Here is a 20644-nt window from a genome sequence, read left to right as displayed (position 1 = left end):
TTATGGCAGAACTATAGTGATTTGAGCGAAGTAACAACATGTTTAAAAAACAACAAAACCTGTGCGAATCCGTCATTGATTCAATGAGACCAAAATCAACTTGGCATGATGATGTTTTTCTCGCTGAACAGTGCAAAGAACGTTTTTTGACCGTTGAAGATATTCCAGAGATGAAAAGCTTTGGTGTCTATATGGGCGGCATGGCGAAGCTATATGATGGCTACTGGGTTGAGCGCGAATCCGTTAATGTTCATACGTTGATTTTCACTATGGAAGGTGGCGGCATTCTAACAACCGCAACATCGGTCCAAGCGATTACACCTTATACACTCGTGGTGCTTCCTGCTGAAACCCCATTTCGTTTTGAACTCGATCCTCAATATAATTATTGGAAAATGGCGTGGATGCTGACGCCTGACACCAAGCAATGGCAGCACATAGCAAGTTTAGGACAGGGGATTGTGCCTTTTGGAGAGTGTGAGCAGATCTGGTCATTAATGAACTTGGTTTACTTTGAGATAGGCGGTAGAGCCAGTTACCGTAAGTTACTCTTGAGTGAAATTATCCGAACATTGACGGGGTTTGAGCCTAAGTCGACCAGCACCACTGCACGTGTTCAAGCGCTCTATAACGAAATTGAAAGTAGTCTGCATCAGCCATGGACAGTGGCAGGGATGGCTGAAAGAGTGTTCATCAGTGAAGAGCAACTCAATAGGGTCACCAAGACGCTATTCAACCTCTCACCACGCAGTAAATTGATTCAATTACGCATGGACAAAGCCACCAGTCTACTGAAATATCAAGATTGGTCAGTTTCTATGATTGCTAATCGCTTAGGCTACAAAGATCCTTATAACTTTTCGCATCGTTTCAAAAAGCATTTCGGTTTGTCACCCAGTCAATATCGAAAGAGCCATCGACTTCTTGGTTAGCCTTGCACGATGAAATGAGAAGTGTGGGAGAAGAAGGTTACATATAGGCATGAGTTGAAAAGGGCCCTTCGCTTAGACATAAAGTCTGAACTCGGAGCCCTAATGACACGCATCTAGTGTCTGTCTATTTAAGCTTACTCGCCTGCAATCTGTAGGTGAGAGCGCTTTAGGCTAGCAATCAACATGTAGATCGTTGTAGCAAGTAGAGACGCGAACAGGTAAGTGAACAATCCTGCTTGTGAATCCATAAAGCTGTCTGCAACGATTGGTCCCGCAACAGAACCGATGCTGTAGCAAAGTAGCATGATTTGAGTCACTGACACCAAGTAGCTTGGGTCAAGGTTACGGCAACCTAAGTTAATCGCGATTGGGTATAGCGCAAATGTGGCCATGCCTAATACGAACAAGCTCATGCCTAGTACGTAGAAATCGTGATTGATAGTCAGCACACCAATGCTTGCAACCCCTAGCAGGCAGAACAAAGCCATTAATAACACTTGTCCTACGTGGTGAGATAACCAAGTCACCATCGGCTGTACAGCCATACCACCCATGATAACCAAAGCCATCAAACCACCAATGTCTTCGTGTGCAATGTTACGTTGAGCAAGTTCAACTGGCATCAAGCCGTAAATCGCACCTAGCGTTAATCCGGAAACAATGCAGCCAATTAGCGCGCTGTGGCTTAATTTGCTGATCTGCTTTAAAGACAAAGATTGCGCATCGTGGATCTGTGGTGGAGTTGCTTGTCCGTACATCAGCACAATGATCGCACCAAACAGAAGGGTGAACATTGCGATGAAAGGTACGCCACCAGTAATACCTAGGTAACCGATACCAAGCTGACCAACTGCAGAACCGCCGTACAGTGAACACATGTAGATAGCGAGACGTTTTGCGCGTTGTGACTCGTCGCCGCTCATTAGCCAAGACTCTACAATCACGAAGATACCTGCAACCGCCACACCAGCCACAAAGCGAGCTAGTAGCCATACTGCTTGGTGTGGGATCAATGGCAATACAAGGATCGTTGCGATGAACACACTCAATGCGATGACGAACGCATCTTTGTGGCCAACACGCGCAATGGCACGTTCAATCAATAATGTACCAGCCAGTAGACCTGCATAGAATGCACTCGCTAACCAACTCGATAGATCTTTGTCTAAGCCATACTCAGACAGCATTAATGGTAATGAACTCATTAAGTAGCCTGAAGCGATCGCGTAAAAAGACAATGCAATAACAGGAACAGTTATGCGAGTTGTTGGTTGGATGTTGTCCAATGCAGGAGCCTCTGATAGTAAAAGAAACGATGAATTTTCCGCGACTATGGGGGAGAAACTGAATTGGGTAAAACAAATAAAAATGGTCGTTAAGATAAAAGAGATTTATCGACCAACTAAACTAAAATACGGTTGCGATATTTGGTGGTTTGGCGAGATTTTATGCGGGCAAAAAGTCGTTAAGCCGTTGTTCATTGGTGGTTTAATTTAGAAAAAGATTGCAGCGTGATTGTCTTTTTATGATTTGGATTGAGTGGGATTTTAAGTGTTAGACCGTTTCTTTACGGTATTGACGTGGCGAGTTACCACTCCACTTACGAAAGGCATGACGAAAGTTAGCGCTATCAGAAAAGCCAACTCGTTCAGATATCTCTTCAATACTCATTCGAGTTGAAGAAAGGTAGTGCCGGGAAAGGTGAAAGCGAACATGGTCCAGTATCTTCTGATAGCTCGTATCCGCTGCTTTCAGGTGACGACGCAGAGTTCGAGAAGACATGCCCAGTTCTGAAGAAATGGATTCTATAGAAGGGTAACATCCTGGCCTTTCAATCAGCATCTGAGAGCCTTTCTCTTTGAGGCTACTGGGTGCACTGACTTTTGCCAACATGTCATCACACGATTTTAAGCACATCTGTAAAGTGATGGGGTTGGCGGTAGGAAGAGATGAATACAAGGTGGTTGCGTCGAACTCCCATTCAAGCCGGTCACTATTGAATTCAACCGGGCAGCGGAAAATCTCTGTGTATAGATCGCCGTATTCAGGTTTTGGATAGGGGAAGCGGATCACTTGAGAAGGAAAGGGCTGCTGTAAGACCTCTTCGCACAAACTGTGTATCGCTGCGAACCAGTATTCACAACAAAAGGGCAGTAAAGAATCGAGTTCGATAAGTTGCTCTGCGCGAAAGTAACCAATGTTGTCTTCTACAGACATGGTTTTCCTGAGGACAGGGCCAGCAAGTTGCAGATACTTAAACCCGATTAAAAAGGCATCGAGTAGTGTTTCGCTGCTAAACACCGCATAACCGAGCACGCCGAAATCGCTGAACCTCGCTTGTTGGCCAACTTTAAGCCCCAATCCGTCTTCGTTGGAATTCGCTAACGCATTACTGAACACAGCAAGCTTTTGCGCCAAAGTGATGTGTGTATCGGGTGTGTTGAGTTGGAGAGCATCGATGTTACTGCCTTCGAGCAACTCTTCGATACTGAGAACAGGCGACAGGTAACGATGCAGCAACTGAAGATCCAGAATGCCGAATGCTTGCATGTCGGGTTCGTAAACTGCGGTGTATTCCATAAGCTGCCTCTTGTTGAATATCGATATCTTAACCGAACTTTTAACATTTACGCCTGTTGCTTGTTCTCACTTTCGCAAGCTTGTTCCAAATTTTGGTTTATGTGTGCAAGGTTTTATTGGGCTAGCGCAGGCTGTGTCCGAATATCACCGGTTTTTGTCTTTTTGAAACCTGTTCGAAATGTTATCGAAATGTTGTAATTTATTGGGCTGCACATTGGAGCGTCTCAAACATTTTGCTCAATAACGACTCTTATCTACATGACACACCAATGTGCAGGCTCGTGATGACAAGAAAGAGACTTATTACAACGATTAGAACGTCTACGGTGACCGTCACAAACAGGTCTAAGCCGCACAAGGAGATCATGGATGCACAATCTTGCTGTTAATTTGGAGCGTAGCGCTTCGCTTTTTCCAACTAAAGCCGCTCTGCGTATGGGATCGGATGAAATCAGTTTTTCTCAGTTAGAACAACTTTCTGGAAACGTGGCTGCTAACTTGAAAAGACTTGGGTTGCAGAACGGAGATAAGGTAGCGTTGTCATGCCCGAACGTGACTTACTTTCCGATAGCCTATTACGGGATTCTAAAAGCGGGTTGTGTAGTCGTGCCTTTGAACGTGCTATTCAAGGCCAGAGAGATCGCTTATCACCTTAATGACTCTAACGCGAAGGCCTATTTATGTTTTGACGGCAGTGAAGAGCTTCCAATTGGTCGCTATGGTTTACAAGGTTTTGAGCAGGCAAACCACTGTGAACACTTTGTCGAGATGCCTATCCCAACAAACACAGACACTACTTTAGAAAGTAATGAGGAGCATGAATCAATCGCTGATTGGTTGGCACAACCTTTTACTCCTTTTGAGTCTGTGGCTTGTCATGGCGATGATACCGCTGTGATCCTTTATACCTCTGGCACGACGGGTCAACCAAAAGGGGCTGAGCTTTCCCACACCAACATGCAAACCAATGCGATGTCGTCACAGTATCTAATGAGATTGGAGTACAGCGACACCACAATGGCTACACTGCCTTTATTCCATAGCTTCGGTCAGACGGTGATGATGAACGCGAGTGTGCTAACAGGGTCCAACATGGTGTTGATTCCTCGTTTTGAACCGTCATTGGTTATTGAACAGATCATTAGCCATAAAGTCAGCGTGTTTGCGGGTGTTCCTACTATGTATATCGCGCTATTAAAGGCGGGAGAAGAGTCTTCTGATAGTTTAGAAAACACAAGCAAACGCTCTGAACAGGTTAAACACAGCTTGAGGTTAGGTGTTTCTGGCGGTGCTTCTATGCCGCTTGAGGTTATACGACAGTTTGAATTACCAGTCTTAGAAGGTTATGGGCTCTCGGAAACGGCGCTGGTTGCGACCTTTAATCATATTGATGGCGATCGTTTATCGGGTAGTGTCGGTCAGCCTTTATGTGGCCACCTCATCAAGATTACTGATATACCAGGCAACTCTGTCGCTATGGGTGAACTCGGCGAAGTCTGCATTAAAAGCCCAAGTGTGATGAAAGGCTATTATCAAAGGCCAGAGGCGACAGCTGAATCTATTCGTGATGGTTGGTTCTTAACGGGAGATATCGGTCGCGTCGATGAGCATGGCAATTTGTTCATTGTTGACCGTGTTAAAGACATGATTATTCGTGGTGGGTACAACGTTTATCCACGTGAAGTCGAAGAAGTGTTGATGTGTCACCCCGATGTCGAAATGGTCGCGGTGGTAGGCGAGCATCATGAACATTTAGGCGAGGAGATCCACGCGCATGTGGTTCTTCACGAACATACGCAATGTGATAGTGCCGCCTTGATAGCATGGTGTCGTGAGCAACTCGCCGACTACAAATACCCGCGTAAGGTATTCATTCGTAAAGCCTTACCCATGACAGCAACCGGAAAAATCTTGAAGCGTGAGTTACACCCACTAGAAATAGCGGAGATGGCAAATGGATAGTTATGATTTTATTATTGTTGGCGGTGGTTCAGCTGGGTGTGTGATGGCTTCTCGGCTGTCGGAAGATCCTGATGTGACGGTTTGCTTGTTAGAAGCGGGTGGTAAAGACACCAGCCCATTCATTCACACACCCGTTGGCGTGGTGGCGATGATGCCAACCAAACTCAATAATTGGGCATTCGAAACGGTTGAATAGCCGGGTTTGAACGGTCGTAAAGGCTATCAGCCTAGAGGTAAGACACTTGGCGGTTCTAGCTCTATCAATGCCATGATGTACGCTCGTGGACATCGCTATGACTACGATAGATGGGAAAGCTTGGGCAATGCTGGCTGGAACTATGAATCCTGTTTGCCTTACTTTAAGAAAGCAGAAAACAACGAAGTCCACCAAGATGAGTTCCATGGCCAAGGTGGTCCTCTTAATGTGGCCAATCTTAGATCGCCAAGCCCTATGTTGGAACGTTATTTAACGGCGTGTGAATCGATAGGTGTACCTCGCAATGAGGATATTAACGGCGCTGCTCAGTTTGGGGCGATGCCGACGCAGGTAACACAGCTGAATGGTGAACGATGCAGTGCTGCCAAGGCTTACTTAACGCCAAACCTTTCACGATCGAATCTCACGGTCGTGACTAAAGCCACCACACATAAGGTTTTGTTTGAATGCAAGAAGGCGATTGGTGTTGAATATGGTTCTAGCGGAAAGCGTTATCAGATACGATGCAACAAAGAAGTGATTCTTTCCGCTGGCGCGTTTGGTTCTCCCCAATTGCTGTTACTGTCTGGTGTCGGTGCTCAAACTGAACTAGAGACACATGGAATCGAACAGGTTCATGAATTACCTGGAGTGGGCAAGAACCTTCAAGATCATATCGACTTAGTACATTCGTATAAATGCAGTGAAAAGCGTGAAACTTTTGGTATCTCGCTGCAAATGGCCTCTGAAATGACCAAAGCCTTACCACTATGGCACAAAGAACGCCGCGGTAAAATGAGCAGTAATTTTGCAGAGGGAATAGGCTTTCTCTGTTCCGAAGATCATATCGCTGTACCGGATTTAGAGTTTGTATTTGTGGTCGCTGTTGTAGATGACCATGCTAGAAAAATTCATACCAGTCATGGCTTTACCTCTCATGTCACCTTATTGCGACCGAAGAGCTACGGCACCGTAACGCTCAATAGTAATGATCCCTATGATCCGCCTAAGATCGATCCTGCGTTTTTCAGTCATCCTGAAGACATGGAGATCATGATTAAGGGCTGGAAGAAGCAGTATCAAATGTTAGAGAGTTCCGCGTTTGATGATATCCGAGGCAATGCTTTCTACCCTGTGGACGCCAGTGATGACAAGGCTATCGAGCAAGATATTCGCAATCGTGCAGACACTCAGTATCACCCGATCGGGACCTGTAAAATGGGACCTAGTAGCGATTCTTTAGCTGTGGTAGATAAAGATCTCAAAGTTTATGGATTGGATAATTTGAGAGTCATTGATGCTTCTGTGATGCCGACACTGATTGGGGCAAACACCAATGCACCAACCATTATGATTGCTGAGAAAGTCGCAGATCAAATCAAACAGCAATACGGGTTTGGCAAGCAAGAATCTAATATTCAAGCGAAAGGCGAAGCTGTAGTTTTATTCAAGAAGTTAAGTGATAACCATAAATAAAACAGTAGGTTAGATAGTCTTGATTTGGTAAGACTCTCTAACCTATTTTTGTGTGCTTACTTAGAATTAAGTAATGCTAAATCAATAGCTTAACCAATAGTATTACTTAGTTAGTGCTTGATTAAGCCACTGATCAAATTGACCTTTTGGCAGTGCACCGTTAATCGTATCAACACGTTGACCGTTCTTGAACACCATCACCGTTGGGATGCTTCTGATTTGATACATAGCCGCCAGTTGCTGTTGAGCTTCGGTATCAATTTTAACAAATCGAACATCGCCAGCGCGCTCTTTAGCGACATCGCTGAACACAGGTGCGAAACCTACACATGGGTTGCACCATGTCGCCCAAAAATCGACAACGACAGGCTGTGAACTGTTCAAAATTGATTGGAAATTCAGTGACGTACCTTCGATTGGTGCACCGTCTAGAAGTGCGTTTTTGCACTTACCACAAGTAGGGCTTTCTGAAATTCTTTCTGAAGGAACTCGGTTTACGCCACCGCAAGAAGGGCAACGTGTGTTGAATGTAGACATAACTTTCTCTTTTTATTGCGTCTCCGTGCCTAACGCGATTTACGAATCATGTACGGAACGCTTATACTGTTTAAAACAAGAATAAGATACTCAAATAAAAACAAACAATAAACAGGTAAATGATGACAAAATTTTACGCTGAAATTACGGGCTGGGGAAAGTGTCTGCCACCAGCCGTGCTATCCAATGATGATTTAAGCACTTTCATTGATACGTCTGACGAGTGGATTCGTACTCGAACTGGTATCGAAAATCGTCGTATCAGTCATGTAAATACCTCTGAGCTAGCGACCGTTGCTGCTCAACATGCAATGGCGTGTGCTGGTTTAACAGCCGAAGATATCGATCTTGTGATCGTAGCGACGTGCAGTCCAGACTCTCTTATTCCAAATACCGCGTCTAAAGTTCAACAGAACTTAGGCATCAAGAGCGCAGCAGCTTTTGACCTTAATGCAGCGTGTACAGGCTTTATCTACGGTGTTGAAACAGCAACTCGATTGATTCAAGCGGGCAACTACCGCAATGCGATCGTTGTGGGTGCAGAGCGTCTTTCATTCTTCATCGATTGGACCAAGCGTGATACTGCGGTTCTATTCGGTGATGGCGCTGGCGCTGTGGTTTTATCGCGTACTGAAGAACAAGTGGGTTTACAAGAAGCTCAAATCGGTTGTGACGCAGAGGGCCGTGACATTCTAGCAGTACCAAAATTCGGTACGTCTATGGACCGCTTTGCTGCTGATAACGGTTACTGGGATTTTGATTTCGTTGGTAAAGAGATCTTCAAGCGTGCAGTGAAAGGAATGGGCGCTGCAGCACATACAGTATTGAGTCGCACTGGCATCTCAACTGAAAACATCGATGTTGTGATTCCGCACCAAGCGAACATCCGAATTATTCAAACTCTGTGTGATATGGCGGGCATTGAACGTGAGAAAGCGTTTGTGAACATTCAAAACTACGGCAACACATCGGCTGCGACTGTGCCGATTGCATTGTGTGAATCGTTAGAGCAAGGCTTTGTTAAACCGAACTCAAACATCCTTGTGGCGGCATTCGGTGCCGGTTTAACTTGGGGGGCAGGCCATATTAAGTGGGGTAGCCGTGTTGATCCGTTAGGTCAATCGGACGCTAAGCTTCCAGAAGCAGATAGCTCGGCATTAGAACTTCTAGAGAGAGCCATTTTACACTGTAAAACGCGTCCTAATTCTGAGAATGAGTAGCAGCATGGCGCAAGTTCGTTTTATGACAGAAGCCGACCTCGATGGAGCGGCTTTAGTTCACCAAGCTACTTTTGTTCGACAGCAAAACTCAAAAAATTGGTTACAATGTAACTTAAATGCTGCGCCACGCTTTCTTAACTTTGTTGCTGAAAGCGATGGCGAGATTGTCGGCTACATTATTTGGGTTCAAAAGAGTGGGTTTAGGCCTGAAGCTGTTTTGGAGCTAGAACAACTTGCTGTGTTACCGAGTGCTCAGGGGCAAGGATTGGGCAAAAAGCTGATTCTAGACTCTTTGCCTCAAGTGAAGCAGAAGCTATCAGAGCAGGGCTCGACACTAAAACATGTATTAGTGACCACCAGAGCAGATAACTTTGCACAAAAGCTCTATCAGTCGACATTGGGCGCTCAAGTCGAAACCACGATTTCAAACTTTTACTCAGCCGATGAAGTGCTTATGATAGCTCGCAATGTAGGTGAACGAATCTGATCGCTGAGTTCTTAGAACCATTATTATCAGCGGCATAACTCGATTAACGTTTTATTAGGGGCTTCTGTGGCCCTTTTGTTATTTCTTAGGAAGTATTTTGAAGAAAGTTTTAGCAATTGGCTACGTTTGGCCAGAACCGAATTCATCGGCGGCTGGCAGCCATATGATGTCTCTTTTACGTCTATTTAAGAGACAAGGTTGGTCAGTTGAATTTGCAACACCCGCTCAAGAAACCGAGCACATGATTGATCTCTCTGAAGAGGGCATCACAAGCCAATCTATACAGTTAAATTGCGATAGCTTTGACGATTACATTGAAGAGCTGCAGCCCGATGTTGTGATGTTTGACCGTTTTATGATGGAAGAGCAATTCGGCTGGCGCGTCGAGAAGGTATGTCCCAATGCCTTTAAGCTACTGGATACTGAAGATTTACAATTCCTACGCAATGCTCGACATGAAGCTGTTAAGAAAGAGACAGAGTTAACGAAAGAGCACCTGTACAGTGACTTGGCGAAACGTGAAATCGCTGCAATCCTGCGCTGTGATCTTTCGTTGATCATCTCAAGTTACGAGATGGAATTGCTCCAATCTGAGTTCAATATCGATCCAAAACTATTACATCACCTGCCGTTCATGGTTGATCTCAACACGTTGCCTGAAAGTACGAAAAGCTTTGAAGAACGTAAGCATTTCATGACGATAGGTAATTTTAGACATGCGCCTAACTGGGATGCAGTGCTTCAGTTACAGAAGATTTGGCCGAAGATTCGTAAGCAGTTGCCTGATAGTGAACTTCATATTTACGGATCTTATCCGCCGCCGAAAGCAACCGCTTTGCATAATCCAAAAACCGGTTTCCATATCAAAGGTTGGGCTAAAGATGCTCAAGAAGTGATGGAAGATGCACGTGTTTGTGTTGCGCCATTACGTTTTGGCGCTGGCATTAAAGGCAAGTTACTTGATGCGATGAAGCTGCAAACTCCGAATGTAACCAGCGAGATCGGCAGTGAAGGCATGCTACCGCAAGGTGAACTGCAATGGCCGGGCGCAGTGTCAGATGATATTGATGAGTTTGTTGAACAAGCTGTCGCTCTTTATAAAGATGAAAAGAAATGGCTTAAAGCTCAAAGCCAATGTCATTCAATTCTTGAAGCGCACTATGAACAGAATCAACTGGGTGACAAATTGATCGAGCGACTGACTGCGCTAGGTTCTGAGCTTGATGCGCATCGACTGAATAATTTCTTTGGTTCAATGCTTAAGCACCATAGTATGGCGAGCACTAAGTACATGTCGCAATGGATTGCTGAGAAGAACAAGGTCAAATAGCTGTTCTTTACCAAAGACAGAATAAATCTTAAGCCCTTAGGTTAACACCTAGGGGCTTTTTTCATGCAGGGCGCTTGTTAATTCCAGACTTACAAAACGACACATACTCGCAGTACATTAGCATTGACTAATTTATATTTATTAGTAAACTCTAATTTATAGGTTGTTATGAGTTTATGATGTTTGTGGATAGGAGAGGTTTGTGCTTAGTTTGATTCCTTGGGATGCTTTTTTCGGCGGCATGTTGTTAGGCGTGTCGGCCATTGTTTTAATGTTGGGGATTGGTCGAGTTGCTGGCATTAGTGGCATTGTCAGCCGATTATTGCCAACTGGCACCAACAACAAAGAACGTAAAGATGCGGATACAGCAAACACCGAAAAACACTGGCGTATCGCCTTTGTTGTGGGAATGGTCGCAAGTGGTTGGCTATTAATTCCGACGGGCTACCAACTTCCGCAGTTAGAAGAGATGAATCTCGCTTTAGTGATTATTGCTGGCCTTCTGGTGGGCTTTGGTACTAAAACAGCGAACGGTTGTACTAGCGGGCATGGCATTGTCGGAATGGCGCGTTTATCTAAACGTTCTATTGTTGCGACCTGTGTATTTATGGGTGTGGCAATCGTAACCGTGTTTATCAAGAATCTGACTGGCTTGGGGGCATAATGAAAAACGCTTCATTTACTATCGTTATCGGTTTGGTCGCAGGTATTCTTTTTGGCTCTGGCATGATCATCTCAGGGATGGTTGATCCTGAGAAGGTACTCGGCTTCTTAGACATTACCGGTAACTGGGACATTAGTTTGGCATTCGTCATGGGTGGCGCGCTATTGGTCTTTGCACCGTTTTATCATCTGGTCATTAAAAAGCGCGCTAAAGCCATCAATGGCGAGCCGTTAGATAGCCGTAACAATCCGTTGATAGACAGAAAGCTGATTCTTGGATCTACAGCGTTTGGCTTAGGCTGGGGGATTGCAGGCTTTTGCCCAGGCCCTGCGGTAACCAGCCTAAGTGGCGGCAACCCGACGGTGTGGGTGTTTATGATAAGCATGCTGGTGGGAATGTGGCTGGCGGATCGTATGAACAAAACGTGTTAGTAGCAAGCTTATAGCTGATTACATTGGCTTTGACGTTATCCGTTCTGAGCTGACCAAGCATAGAGGTTGACTCGCTTTCAGCACGAAAGTCAGTCAGCCTCTTTCTATATTTACTGTTTCTATTATTTTCAGTTATCTACAATCTGCTGTTATCTAAAATCTACTATTTAATAGTCGTTGAAACTGGACAGTGGTCGCTGAGTTTGTAGTCCAGAACATCTTGTGTTTCAAATACCTTCTGCTTTGCAGGAGAAGCATTTAGCGACTCACTCACCACAATATGATCAATAACAGAGCGGAACTGATGTGTGCGATAATTGTTGCGGTTAGAGCGTACCTTACAATCTGCACGGGTCTTTCGTGTCGCTAACTGCGCATCAGTATATTGTGATAACTCTTTCCACATCCAATCTCGTGAGTAAGCGAGGTTATGGTTAAAGTCGCCAAGAATGGCGTAGTCTTCGTTATTGCGCTCTCTTTGCTTTATCCACTTGTTCAGTTGCTGAGCTTGCTCTTTTAAACGAGAGCAATCGCGGTTGGACTTATACGCTCCGCTACAACCTGCCTTTAAATGCACAGACAACATGTGAATGGGTTTAAAGTTTGTTTCTACAACGATATAGCTGGCAAACCTAAGTTTACTGTTGGATGTGGTTTCAAGCGGAAAGTCAGCGTAGTCGGTGAGGGCTACTCCTTTACGAACTGCAAATCCCGTGTATTGGTTCACTTCTTTAAATTGGCGGTTGCTGTTCTTAGATAGCGCCCGGTCAGACATCAATATCTTGTATTGATCACCAGCCACACGCTGAATGGCATTTACGTTATCGACTTCTTGAAACGCAACCACGTCTGCGTCTAAGGATTGAAAATAAGTTGCGAGTTTGTCGAAATCAGCTTGATCACGTTTGTCAGAAAACTTATTCACAGCCTCGTTGGTTGATAACCATTCGATATTCCAACTGGATATGGTCAAAGGTTCAGCAAATGTCTGGCTACTGAGTAAGCAGCCTAACATTATCCAGTTTTGAAGTCGTTTCATGCCAAATATCCCTAATTTTGTCTGCCAATATTGATGAGCCGTTATCCTACAACACTTACCAAAAATTCAACTCTTTTTAGGAGTTTTTTTATTGTTACATTGTTTCTTTTCGACTTGAGAACTAGCGTAATAATATTGAATTGATCTTAGTCAGCGTTCTCTTTTTATTGATCCAAATCAATACTCAAAGTTGGTGGTTCTCGTTAAATACGCCACAATATCTAGTGTTAGTTAAACGATAAATCGCTCTATATAGTGTGTTTGTGGATAAGTCTGTGAATACCTCAAGAGTAAGGAGAAGTGGTGAAATCAATCGTAATCAAGCGTGATGGCTCAAGAGCTCCATTCAGTAGAGATCGCATCCAAGCTGCAGTGGAAGCAGCATCAGACAAAGCCGATAAGGAAATTGCTATTTATGCACTGAATGTGGCATTAGCAGTTGAGTTGAAGCTCGAAGACTACGATGAAGTTCATATCTCTGAAATTCAAACCATGGTCGAGAACGAGCTAATGCAGGGACCATACAAGTCTCTGGCTCGTGCCTACATTGAATATCGTCATGACCGCGACATCGCCCGTGAGAAGCAAAGCGCTTTAACTCGTGAGATCGAAGGTTTGATCGAAGAAAGCAACGTTGATCTAATCAATGAAAACGCGAACAAAGATGGCAAAGTAATCCCAACTCAGCGTGACCTGCTGGCGGGTATCGTGGCTAAACACTATGCGAAAACTCACATTTTGCCACGTGATATCGTACATGCTCACGAATGTGGTGATATTCACTACCACGATCTAGACTACGCACCGTTCTTCCCAATGTTTAACTGCATGCTTATCGATCTGAAAGGCATGTTAACGCATGGCTTCAAGATGGGTAACGCGGAAATCGACACACCTAAGTCTATTTCTACGGCGACAGCGGTAACCGCGCAGATCATCGCGCAAGTGGCGAGTCACATCTACGGCGGCACAACGATTAACCGCATCGATGAGGTTCTTGAACCTTACGTTATGGCGAGCTACGAGAAGCACTTATCGCTAGCGAAAGAGTGGGACATTCATAGCCCAGAAGCTTTTGCTATCTCTCGCACAGAGAAAGAGTGTTACGACGCGTTCCAATCTCTGGAGTACGAAGTAAACACGCTGCACACCGCTAATGGTCAAACACCATTCGTGACGTTTGGTTTTGGTTTAGGTGAAAGCTGGGGCTCGAAATTGATTCAGCAATCAATCTTGAAAAACCGCATTGCAGGTTTGGGTAAGAACCGTAAAACAGCCGTGTTCCCTAAACTGGTATTTGCGATCAAAGATGGTTTGAACCACCAGAAGCAAGATCCAAACTACGACATCAAGCAATTAGCGCTAGAGTGTGCGTCTAAGCGTATGTACCCAGACATTCTTAACTACGACAAAGTAGTAGAAGTGACAGGGTCATTTAAAACTCCTATGGGTTGTCGTAGCTTCTTGAATACTTATGAAGAAAATGGTGAGTTGATTCACGAAGGCCGTAACAACTTAGGTGTTGTTAGCTTGAACTTGCCACGTATTGCGATTAACGCAAAACAAGATATGGCTAAGTTCTACGAACTGCTTGATGATAAACTCAAGCTGGCTCGTCGTGCATTAGAAACTCGTATTTCTCGTCTAGAAAACGTGAAAGCACGTGTTGCTCCAATCCTATACATGGAAGGTGCATGTGGCGTTCGCTTGAAAGCAGACGACTCTATCGCTGATATCTTTAAGAACGGCCGTGCTTCTGTTTCTCTTGGTTACATTGGTATCCACGAAGCAATGACTGCGCTTTACGGTACTGACGTTCACCTGTACGACGATGGCGAAACGCGTGCTAAAGCGCTTGAGCTAGTGGAGTACATGAAGCGTGAAGTAGAATCTTGGACCAAAGAGACAGGTTATGCATTCAGCCTATACGGCACACCAAGTGAAAACCTATGTAGTCGTTTCTGCAGCATCGACACCAAAGAGTTTGGTGTGATTGATGGCGTAACAGACCGTGGTTATTACACCAACAGCTTTCACTTAGACGTGCAGAAGAAAGTGAACCCATACGACAAGATCGATTTTGAGATGCCTTATCCTGAAATCTCTAGTGGTGGTTTCATCTGTTACGGTGAGTTCCCGAACATGCAGAAGAACATCGAAGCACTAGAAAACGTATGGGACTACAGCTACACACGTGTTCCTTACTACGGTACAAATACGCCGATTGATGAGTGCTACGAATGTGGTTACAACGGTGAATTTGACTGTACTAGTAAGGGCTTTACGTGTCCTAAGTGTGGCAACCACGACTCAACCAAAGTATCGGTAACACGCCGTGTTTGTGGTTACCTTGGTAGCCCAGATGCACGACCATTTAACTTCGGTAAGCAAGAAGAAGTTAAACGCCGAGTGAAGCATCTTTAGTAAGCTCTAAGATTATTAGCTAGCTTATTTAGAAGAGCTACGTTTCAAGAAATATGATTGGTATCGGCGTTATGTCGATACCAATTCTTTCGTTTCAGCTTTTACAACACATCTTCTCAAACTATTAAGTAATCACGAGTTTTCAATACTGCCTTATGAATTATCACCAATATCACCCAATCGACGTTGTAAATGGCCCTGGAACACGCTGCACTTTGTTTGTGTCGGGTTGTGTACACCAGTGTCGCGGGTGTTATAACCAATCGACGCAAAGGTTGGACTCTGGGCATTTGTTTACTCAAGAACTGCAAGACCACATTATCGCTGATCTCAATGATCCGCGAATCAAGCGTCGTGGCTTATCGCTTTCTGGTGGCGATCCTCTGCATCCTGCAAACGTGTCTGAAGTGCTTAAGCTTGTTCAGCGTGTAAAAGCAGAATGTGAAGGTAAAGACATCTGGATGTGGACTGGCTATGAGCTCGATGAGCTGGATGATAAACAGAAGCAAGTATTGGAATACGTTGATACCCTGATTGACGGTCGTTTCGAACAAGATAAAGCGGATCCAATGTTAGATTGGCGTGGTAGCTCAAACCAAATCATCCATCGGTTCCAGCTTTAGTGGACTAACGTAAATTTACGACATACTACACTAGTACAAATAGTTAGCCTCAGCCCTCTGCTGAGGCTTTTTTATTTTATGACGTAGTTAAATTTGTAAATTGATGGAATATTGAACTATCTGGAGTAGGGATTGCTAGGATGTACTGGATTCAACTAGAGTTATCTCCTAAAAATCAAAACTTTGATGAATTTCTGTTTCTTAAATTGTAAATAAAATGATAACTTGGAGGTCATTACTTGAATTTCAAAGGGTTGTGACTTTCATGTTTTCACATCTACCAAAACCAACTTTAGATCCAATTCTATCTCTTTCTGTTGCTTACCGCGGCGATACTCGTACTGATAAAGTCGACTTAGGCATTGGCGTTTACAAAAACGATCAAGGCGAAACTCCGATCATGAAAGCCGTTTCTATGGCTCAAGATATCGTTGTTGAAACGCAGAAAACCAAAGCTTACGTTGGCCTAGCAGGCTGTGAAGAGTTCAACCAGAGCATGGTTGATCTGCTGCTTAAAGGGACTTCTGCAATGGATCGCGTTGCTGCGATTCAAACACCGGGTGCAAGTGGTGCACTTCGCATGTTGGGTGACTTAATGAAAGTTTCTCAACCAGACACCACGGTTTGGATTTCAAACCCAAGCTACGTTAACCACAAACCGGTGATGGAAGCGGCAGGCTTAAAAGTTCGATATTACAATTACTTCAGTCCTGAAACGAAGCAAGTTGATACTGCAAGAATGTTGGATGACCTTTCAAAAGCGGGTCCATCAGATGTGGTACTACTGCACGGTTGCTGTCATAACCCAACGGGTGCGGATATCGACTTTGAGGCGTGGCAGGAAATTACCAAACTATCGCAGAAAAATGGCTTCTTGCCGTTCGTTGATATTGCTTACCAAGGCTTTGGTGATGGCTTAGAAGAAGACGCAAAAGGTCTTCAACACATGGCTAACAACGTCGAAGAGATGTTGATTACGACATCTTGCTCGAAGAACTTCGGTTTATACCGTGAAAGAACGGGTGCCGCTATCGTGATTGGCAAAAACAGCGAACACGTTGGCAATGCTAAAGGTAAGCTTCTAACGCTTGCTCGTTCAACTTACACAATGCCGCCAGATCATGGTGCAGCTTTGGTTAAAACAATTCTTCAGAATCAAGAGCTAACCTCGATTTGGAAGCAAGAATTGAGTGAAATGCAGCAACGTTTGTTAAATCTGCGCCAAAGTTTATGTGATGAATTGCGAAATACTTATAACACGCCACAATTTGACTTCATTGAAAGCCATAAAGGCATGTTTAGTGTACTAGGCTTTAAAGAAACTCAAATGAATCAATTACGTGAAGAATATGGAGTCTATGGTGTTGGTGATGGACGCATCAATATCGCAGGCCTTTCCGAATCTCATATTCCTTATGTAGCAAAAGCGATAGCAAACGTTTCAAAATAGAAGGTGACTGAATGTATAATTGGAAAGCGATTGTAGTTTTAATGCTAAGTGGTGGCCTGTTTGCTTGTTCGGCTACAACTCAAGCTCCTGTTGAGCCAGAGCAAAAGCCTCAAATCGAACAACCTGTTGTGGATGACTCTTCAAAAACTGACGCAACAGAAGGCGAGAAAGTAACGGAACCTACTGAGAAGCCTGAAGAAGTAAAACCAACTGAGCCGGAAGTAAAACCTGCACCTGTTGAAAAACCAGTAGAGAAGGTTAGAAAAACAAGTGACGGCAAACTGATTCTTGGTGAAGAAGAGTGGGTGTTTGTTCCTGGTTTAAAAGAAGCGTTTAAAGCACGTGTCGATACCGGTGCAACAACCTCTTCAATCAGTGCAGTTGATATTGTTGATTTTGAACGTGACGGCAAAGACTGGGTTAAGTTCAAGATTGAACACGACGGAATTACAACTGAAGAGATCAGCTTACCAGTAGAACGCTGGGTTAAGATCAAGCAATCAAGCGCAGAAGGCACACAACGACGCGCTGTGGTTGTAGCTTCGATTCAAATTGGCGATCTAAAAGACAAAACTGAATTTACGCTAGCCGACCGAACGCATCTTTCTTTCCCACTTCTGTTGGGTAGAAGCTTCTTTAGAGATGTTGCGGTTGTCGACGTGAGCAAAAAATACGTTCAGAAGAAAATTACTAAATAACAAGTTCTGCTCGTCATCAAAGCTTTTCGTTTTGAAGAGCTATAGTTTCAAAGGTGACGGGCTTAAAAGACTTTTAGTGTTGATAAATGAAATCCCTACCAGTTCTGCTGGTGGGGATTTTTTTATTTACACCCCATAACGTATGAAAAGCATCTAAATGGTCTATGTTTACTATTCGTTTACTGTTTAGCCTCGACAACGTGATCGAGATCTCTATATAATCCGCGCTTCGATTTTTGTTTAATCCATACTTTCGTACTTCTTATTTAGGTTCTTGAAATAGCCTAATAATTATCTGTCAGTACACGCTTAGGAATTAGTTCTTTGATATCTACCGCGAACATCACAATGCAATTTGGCGCAGAGCCGCTGTTTGAAAACATCTCTGCTAAATTTGGTAACGGCAACCGTTATGGTTTGATCGGCGCTAATGGTTGCGGCAAATCAACGTTCATGAAAATCCTAAGTGGCGCATTAACGCCAAGCTCGGGCAACGTTTCTATCACTCCAGGAGAAAAGCTGGGTGTGCTAAGCCAAGATCAGTTCGCTTTCGAACAGTACAGCGTTATCGACGTTGTGATCATGGGTGACAGAAAGCTGTGGGAAGTAAAACAAGAACGTGACCGCATTTACTCTTTGCCAGAAATGAGCGAAGACGATGGCATGAAAGTCGCTGAGCTTGAAAGCGAATTCGCGGAAATGGATGGCTACACAGCAGAAAGCCGTGCTGGCGACATCCTAATTCAAGCGGGTATTGAAGAAGAGTTCCATTTCGGCTTGATGCAGCAAGTAGCTCCAGGTTGGAAACTGCGTGTGCTATTGGCACAAGCTCTGTTTGCAAACCCAGATATCCTGCTTCTTGATGAACCAACCAACAACTTGGACATTCACACGATCAACTGGCTTGCTGAAGAGCTAAACCAGCGTAAATGTACAATGATCATCATTTCGCACGATAGACACTTCCTGAACTCTGTGTGTACACACATGGCAGACATCGACTACGGTGAGCTACGTGTCTACCCTGGTAACTACGAGTACTTCCTAGAAGCATCTGGCTTGATTCGTGAACAGCTTTTAGCAAGCAACGCTAAGAAAGCGGCTGAAATCAGCGAGCTTCAAGATTTCGTAAACCGTTTTGGTGCTAACGCATCTAAAGCAAAACAAGCAAGCTCTCGTGCCAAGAAAATGGATAAGATCACGCTTGATGAAGTGAAATCATCGAGCCGTATGAGCCCATCTATTGATTTTGGCGAAGGTAAGAAACTACACCGTCAAGCGCTTGAACTTCAAGACCTTGGTCACGGCTTCGATGGCGAAACATTGTTTGCCGGTGGTAACTTGCTGCTTGAAGCGGGTACTCGTCTTGCGGTTATCGGTGAGAACGGTGTAGGTAAAACCACGCTGCTACGTTGCCTAGTTCAAGAGCTAGAGCAAAACGAAGGTATCGTAAAATGGTCTGAAAACGCATCTGTAGGCTACTGCCCACAAGATAGTACGTCTGACTTTGATAACGACCTGAGCATCTTCGATTGGATCTCACAATGGCGCACAGTGAAGCACGATGACCTTATGGTACGTGGCATTCTAGGTCGCCTATTGTTTACTGCTGACGATGCGAACAAAAAAGCGCGTAACTGTTCTGGTGGTGAGAAGAACCGTCTGTTATTCGGCAAGCTAATGATGCAAGACATCAACGTGCTTGTAATGGACGAACCAACCAACCACATGGACATGGAAGCAATCCAAGCCCTGAACGACGCGTTGAAGGTTTACACTGGCACGCTTATCTTCGTAAGCCATGACCGAGAGTTCGTTTCTTCATTAGCAACACACATCATCGATGTAAAAGATCAACAGCTAGTGAGCTTCCAAGGTACTTATGAAGAGTACTTAGATCACCAGAAAAAGATGCTGATGGTTAGCTTATAAAGCAAGTCGCTGGCTCAGGTCGTGAACGACTAAAAGCCAGCGAAACTAACAAACAAAAAAGCCCCGAACATTAATATGTTCGGGGCTTTTCTATGTAATACGTTTAGCTATTTATTACTCAGTAATTGAAATCTAGATTAGAATCCGAATCGAGCCGACATTAAGATTTGGTGGCCATATGTGCCGTTATTGCGCATATCAAGACCAACAGACAGTTGATCAGTTGAATGGAAACGAGCACCGATACCCAAAATTGAACGAGTGTCATCGTTGTCGATCAGTTGACCAAGGCGTGCGTTAACTTCAACGTTTGCCATTAACCAAGCTCTCAAGCCAAGGTTAATTTCTGTTTTGATGTGGTTATCGTCATTCCGTTCAATGTTGTGCAGTAACATTTGGCCAGTAACGTCAGCAAATTGACTGATTGGGCCGTTGAATCCCATACCTACCGCTGCATCCCAATCACTTTCAAATTCTGAATCGATACGAGCAACAAAATGAGAGTTCTGAGTGAACATTGTTGTGACTTCACCACCGAAAGTACTTGGGCTAGTACCCATGCGCAGCTCGAATGTGTTGTAGTTAAAGTTGTTTGCAGACGCAGAGAATGAACACAGTGCAGCGAGTCCTAAAAGGACAGTCTTATTCGTGCAACCTAGCATG

General features: G+C 44.3%; 18 protein-coding genes and 1 pseudogene. 14 read left to right on the top strand and 5 right to left on the bottom strand.

Annotation, left to right across the window (positions count from 1 at the left end; all coding sequences use genetic code 11):
- The first annotated feature begins 38 nt into the window (after window positions 1-38).
- Window positions 39-932 (top strand): AraC family transcriptional regulator, encoded by an 894-nt coding sequence (locus AB4493_RS16655; protein ID WP_017060977.1) that lies wholly within the window; start codon window positions 39-41, stop codon window positions 930-932.
- Window positions 933-1066: 134 nt separating this feature from the next.
- Here AB4493_RS16655 and AB4493_RS16650 read toward each other — a convergent pair whose 3' ends face one another.
- Window positions 1067-2218, bottom strand: coding sequence for an MFS transporter (locus AB4493_RS16650; protein WP_029235229.1), 1152 nt, complete (start codon window positions 2216-2218; stop codon window positions 1067-1069).
- On the opposite strand from AB4493_RS16650, the gene AB4493_RS16645 reads away from it, so the two are divergent.
- Window positions 2190-2429 (top strand): hypothetical protein, encoded by a 240-nt coding sequence (locus AB4493_RS16645; RefSeq protein ID WP_017060129.1) that lies wholly within the window; start codon window positions 2190-2192, stop codon window positions 2427-2429. The two genes, AB4493_RS16650 and AB4493_RS16645, sit on opposite strands and share 29 nt — an antisense overlap.
- Before the next feature lie 57 nt (window positions 2430-2486).
- Here AB4493_RS16645 and AB4493_RS16640 read toward each other — a convergent pair whose 3' ends face one another.
- Entirely contained in the window at window positions 2487-3512 is a 1026-nt protein-coding gene (locus AB4493_RS16640; protein WP_372155462.1) for an AraC family transcriptional regulator, read from the bottom strand.
- Between the two features lie 369 nt (window positions 3513-3881).
- On the opposite strand from AB4493_RS16640, the gene AB4493_RS16635 reads away from it, so the two are divergent.
- Window positions 3882-5474 carry a long-chain fatty acid--CoA ligase gene (locus tag AB4493_RS16635; protein WP_372155460.1) on the top strand — a complete coding sequence of 531 codons (1593 nt, stop codon included), beginning with the start codon at window positions 3882-3884 and terminating at the stop codon, window positions 5472-5474.
- A pseudogene (locus AB4493_RS16630) lies at window positions 5467-7146 on the top strand (GMC family oxidoreductase). Before AB4493_RS16635 ends, AB4493_RS16630 begins: the two are co-directional and overlap by 8 nt.
- Before the next feature lie 102 nt (window positions 7147-7248).
- On the opposite strand, the gene trxC reads toward AB4493_RS16630, so the two are convergent.
- Window positions 7249-7683, bottom strand: a complete 435-nt coding sequence (trxC, locus tag AB4493_RS16625) for a thioredoxin TrxC (RefSeq protein WP_017060125.1) — start codon at window positions 7681-7683, stop codon at window positions 7249-7251.
- 122 nt (window positions 7684-7805) lie between these two features.
- On the opposite strand from trxC, the gene AB4493_RS16620 reads away from it, so the two are divergent.
- From AB4493_RS16620 to AB4493_RS16600, 5 genes are all read left to right on the top strand, one after another.
- Entirely contained in the window at window positions 7806-8903 is a 1098-nt protein-coding gene (locus AB4493_RS16620) for a ketoacyl-ACP synthase III (RefSeq protein WP_017060124.1), read from the top strand.
- A gap of 22 nt (window positions 8904-8925) precedes the next feature.
- Window positions 8926-9390 (top strand): GNAT family N-acetyltransferase, encoded by a 465-nt coding sequence (locus AB4493_RS16615; protein WP_029235379.1) that lies wholly within the window; start codon window positions 8926-8928, stop codon window positions 9388-9390.
- Window positions 9391-9487: 97 nt separating this feature from the next.
- A complete protein-coding gene (locus tag AB4493_RS16610; protein ID WP_102394371.1) occupies window positions 9488-10720 on the top strand; it encodes a glycosyltransferase in 1233 nt (410 codons plus the stop codon).
- Window positions 10721-10922: 202 nt separating this feature from the next.
- Entirely contained in the window at window positions 10923-11384 is a 462-nt protein-coding gene (locus tag AB4493_RS16605; protein ID WP_372155458.1) for a YeeE/YedE family protein, read from the top strand.
- Window positions 11384-11815 (top strand): YeeE/YedE family protein, encoded by a 432-nt coding sequence (locus AB4493_RS16600; RefSeq protein WP_016787649.1) that lies wholly within the window; start codon window positions 11384-11386, stop codon window positions 11813-11815. Before AB4493_RS16605 ends, AB4493_RS16600 begins: the two co-directional genes overlap by 1 nt.
- A gap of 163 nt (window positions 11816-11978) precedes the next feature.
- Here the strand turns inward: AB4493_RS16600 and AB4493_RS16595 are convergent, their stop codons facing one another.
- Window positions 11979-12854, bottom strand: a complete 876-nt coding sequence (locus tag AB4493_RS16595) for an endonuclease/exonuclease/phosphatase family protein (protein ID WP_017064569.1) — start codon at window positions 12852-12854, stop codon at window positions 11979-11981.
- Window positions 12855-13157: 303 nt separating this feature from the next.
- Between AB4493_RS16595 and nrdD the strand changes: the two genes are divergently transcribed.
- The 5 genes from nrdD to AB4493_RS16570 all read left to right on the top strand — a co-directional run bounded on the left by nrdD (window position 13158) and on the right by AB4493_RS16570 (window position 19981).
- Window positions 13158-15278 (top strand): anaerobic ribonucleoside-triphosphate reductase, encoded by a 2121-nt coding sequence (gene nrdD, locus AB4493_RS16590; RefSeq protein ID WP_137001491.1) that lies wholly within the window; start codon window positions 13158-13160, stop codon window positions 15276-15278.
- Window positions 15279-15433: 155 nt separating this feature from the next.
- Entirely contained in the window at window positions 15434-15901 is a 468-nt protein-coding gene (gene nrdG, locus AB4493_RS16585) for an anaerobic ribonucleoside-triphosphate reductase-activating protein (protein ID WP_136974584.1), read from the top strand.
- Between the two features lie 265 nt (window positions 15902-16166).
- Window positions 16167-17351: an amino acid aminotransferase gene (locus tag AB4493_RS16580; RefSeq protein ID WP_372155456.1), complete on the top strand. Its 1185-nt coding sequence runs from the start codon at window positions 16167-16169 to the stop codon at window positions 17349-17351.
- 11 nt (window positions 17352-17362) lie between these two features.
- Entirely contained in the window at window positions 17363-18049 is a 687-nt protein-coding gene (locus tag AB4493_RS16575) for an ATP-dependent zinc protease (RefSeq protein WP_017069095.1), read from the top strand.
- A gap of 324 nt (window positions 18050-18373) precedes the next feature.
- Window positions 18374-19981, top strand: coding sequence for an ABC-F family ATPase (locus AB4493_RS16570; RefSeq protein WP_080582218.1), 1608 nt, complete (start codon window positions 18374-18376; stop codon window positions 19979-19981).
- Between the two features lie 137 nt (window positions 19982-20118).
- On the opposite strand, the gene AB4493_RS16565 is transcribed toward AB4493_RS16570, so the two are convergent.
- Window positions 20119-20643 (bottom strand): hypothetical protein, encoded by a 525-nt coding sequence (locus AB4493_RS16565; protein ID WP_017060115.1) that lies wholly within the window; start codon window positions 20641-20643, stop codon window positions 20119-20121.
- Between the last annotated feature and the right edge of the window lies 1 nt (window position 20644).

This window comes from Vibrio sp. 10N.222.55.A1, from assembly GCF_041473835.1.
In the GTDB taxonomy this organism is placed as follows: Bacteria; Pseudomonadota; Gammaproteobacteria; order Enterobacterales; family Vibrionaceae; genus Vibrio; species Vibrio crassostreae_C.
Note: the sequence above shows the minus strand (reverse complement) of the source record. Positions and strands in the feature narration are given on the sequence as shown.

Coding starts and splice junctions, on each gene's coding strand:
- AB4493_RS16655 (WP_017060977.1), top strand. CDS start 39: ATGTTTAAAAAACAACAAAACCTGTGCGAATCCGTCATTGATTCAATG.
- AB4493_RS16645 (WP_017060129.1), top strand. CDS start 2,190: ATGCGAGTTGTTGGTTGGATGTTGTCCAATGCAGGAGCCTCTGATAGT.
- AB4493_RS16640 (WP_372155462.1), bottom strand. CDS start 3,512: ATGGAATACACCGCAGTTTACGAACCCGACATGCAAGCATTCGGCATT.
- AB4493_RS16635 (WP_372155460.1), top strand. CDS start 3,882: ATGCACAATCTTGCTGTTAATTTGGAGCGTAGCGCTTCGCTTTTTCCA.
- trxC (WP_017060125.1), bottom strand. CDS start 7,683: ATGTCTACATTCAACACACGTTGCCCTTCTTGCGGTGGCGTAAACCGA.
- AB4493_RS16620 (WP_017060124.1), top strand. CDS start 7,806: ATGACAAAATTTTACGCTGAAATTACGGGCTGGGGAAAGTGTCTGCCA.
- AB4493_RS16615 (WP_029235379.1), top strand. CDS start 8,926: ATGACAGAAGCCGACCTCGATGGAGCGGCTTTAGTTCACCAAGCTACT.
- AB4493_RS16600 (WP_016787649.1), top strand. CDS start 11,384: ATGAAAAACGCTTCATTTACTATCGTTATCGGTTTGGTCGCAGGTATT.
- AB4493_RS16595 (WP_017064569.1), bottom strand. CDS start 12,854: ATGAAACGACTTCAAAACTGGATAATGTTAGGCTGCTTACTCAGTAGC.
- nrdG (WP_136974584.1), top strand. CDS start 15,434: ATGAATTATCACCAATATCACCCAATCGACGTTGTAAATGGCCCTGGA.
- AB4493_RS16580 (WP_372155456.1), top strand. CDS start 16,167: ATGTTTTCACATCTACCAAAACCAACTTTAGATCCAATTCTATCTCTT.
- AB4493_RS16575 (WP_017069095.1), top strand. CDS start 17,363: ATGTATAATTGGAAAGCGATTGTAGTTTTAATGCTAAGTGGTGGCCTG.
- AB4493_RS16565 (WP_017060115.1), bottom strand. CDS start 20,643: ATGCTAGGTTGCACGAATAAGACTGTCCTTTTAGGACTCGCTGCACTG.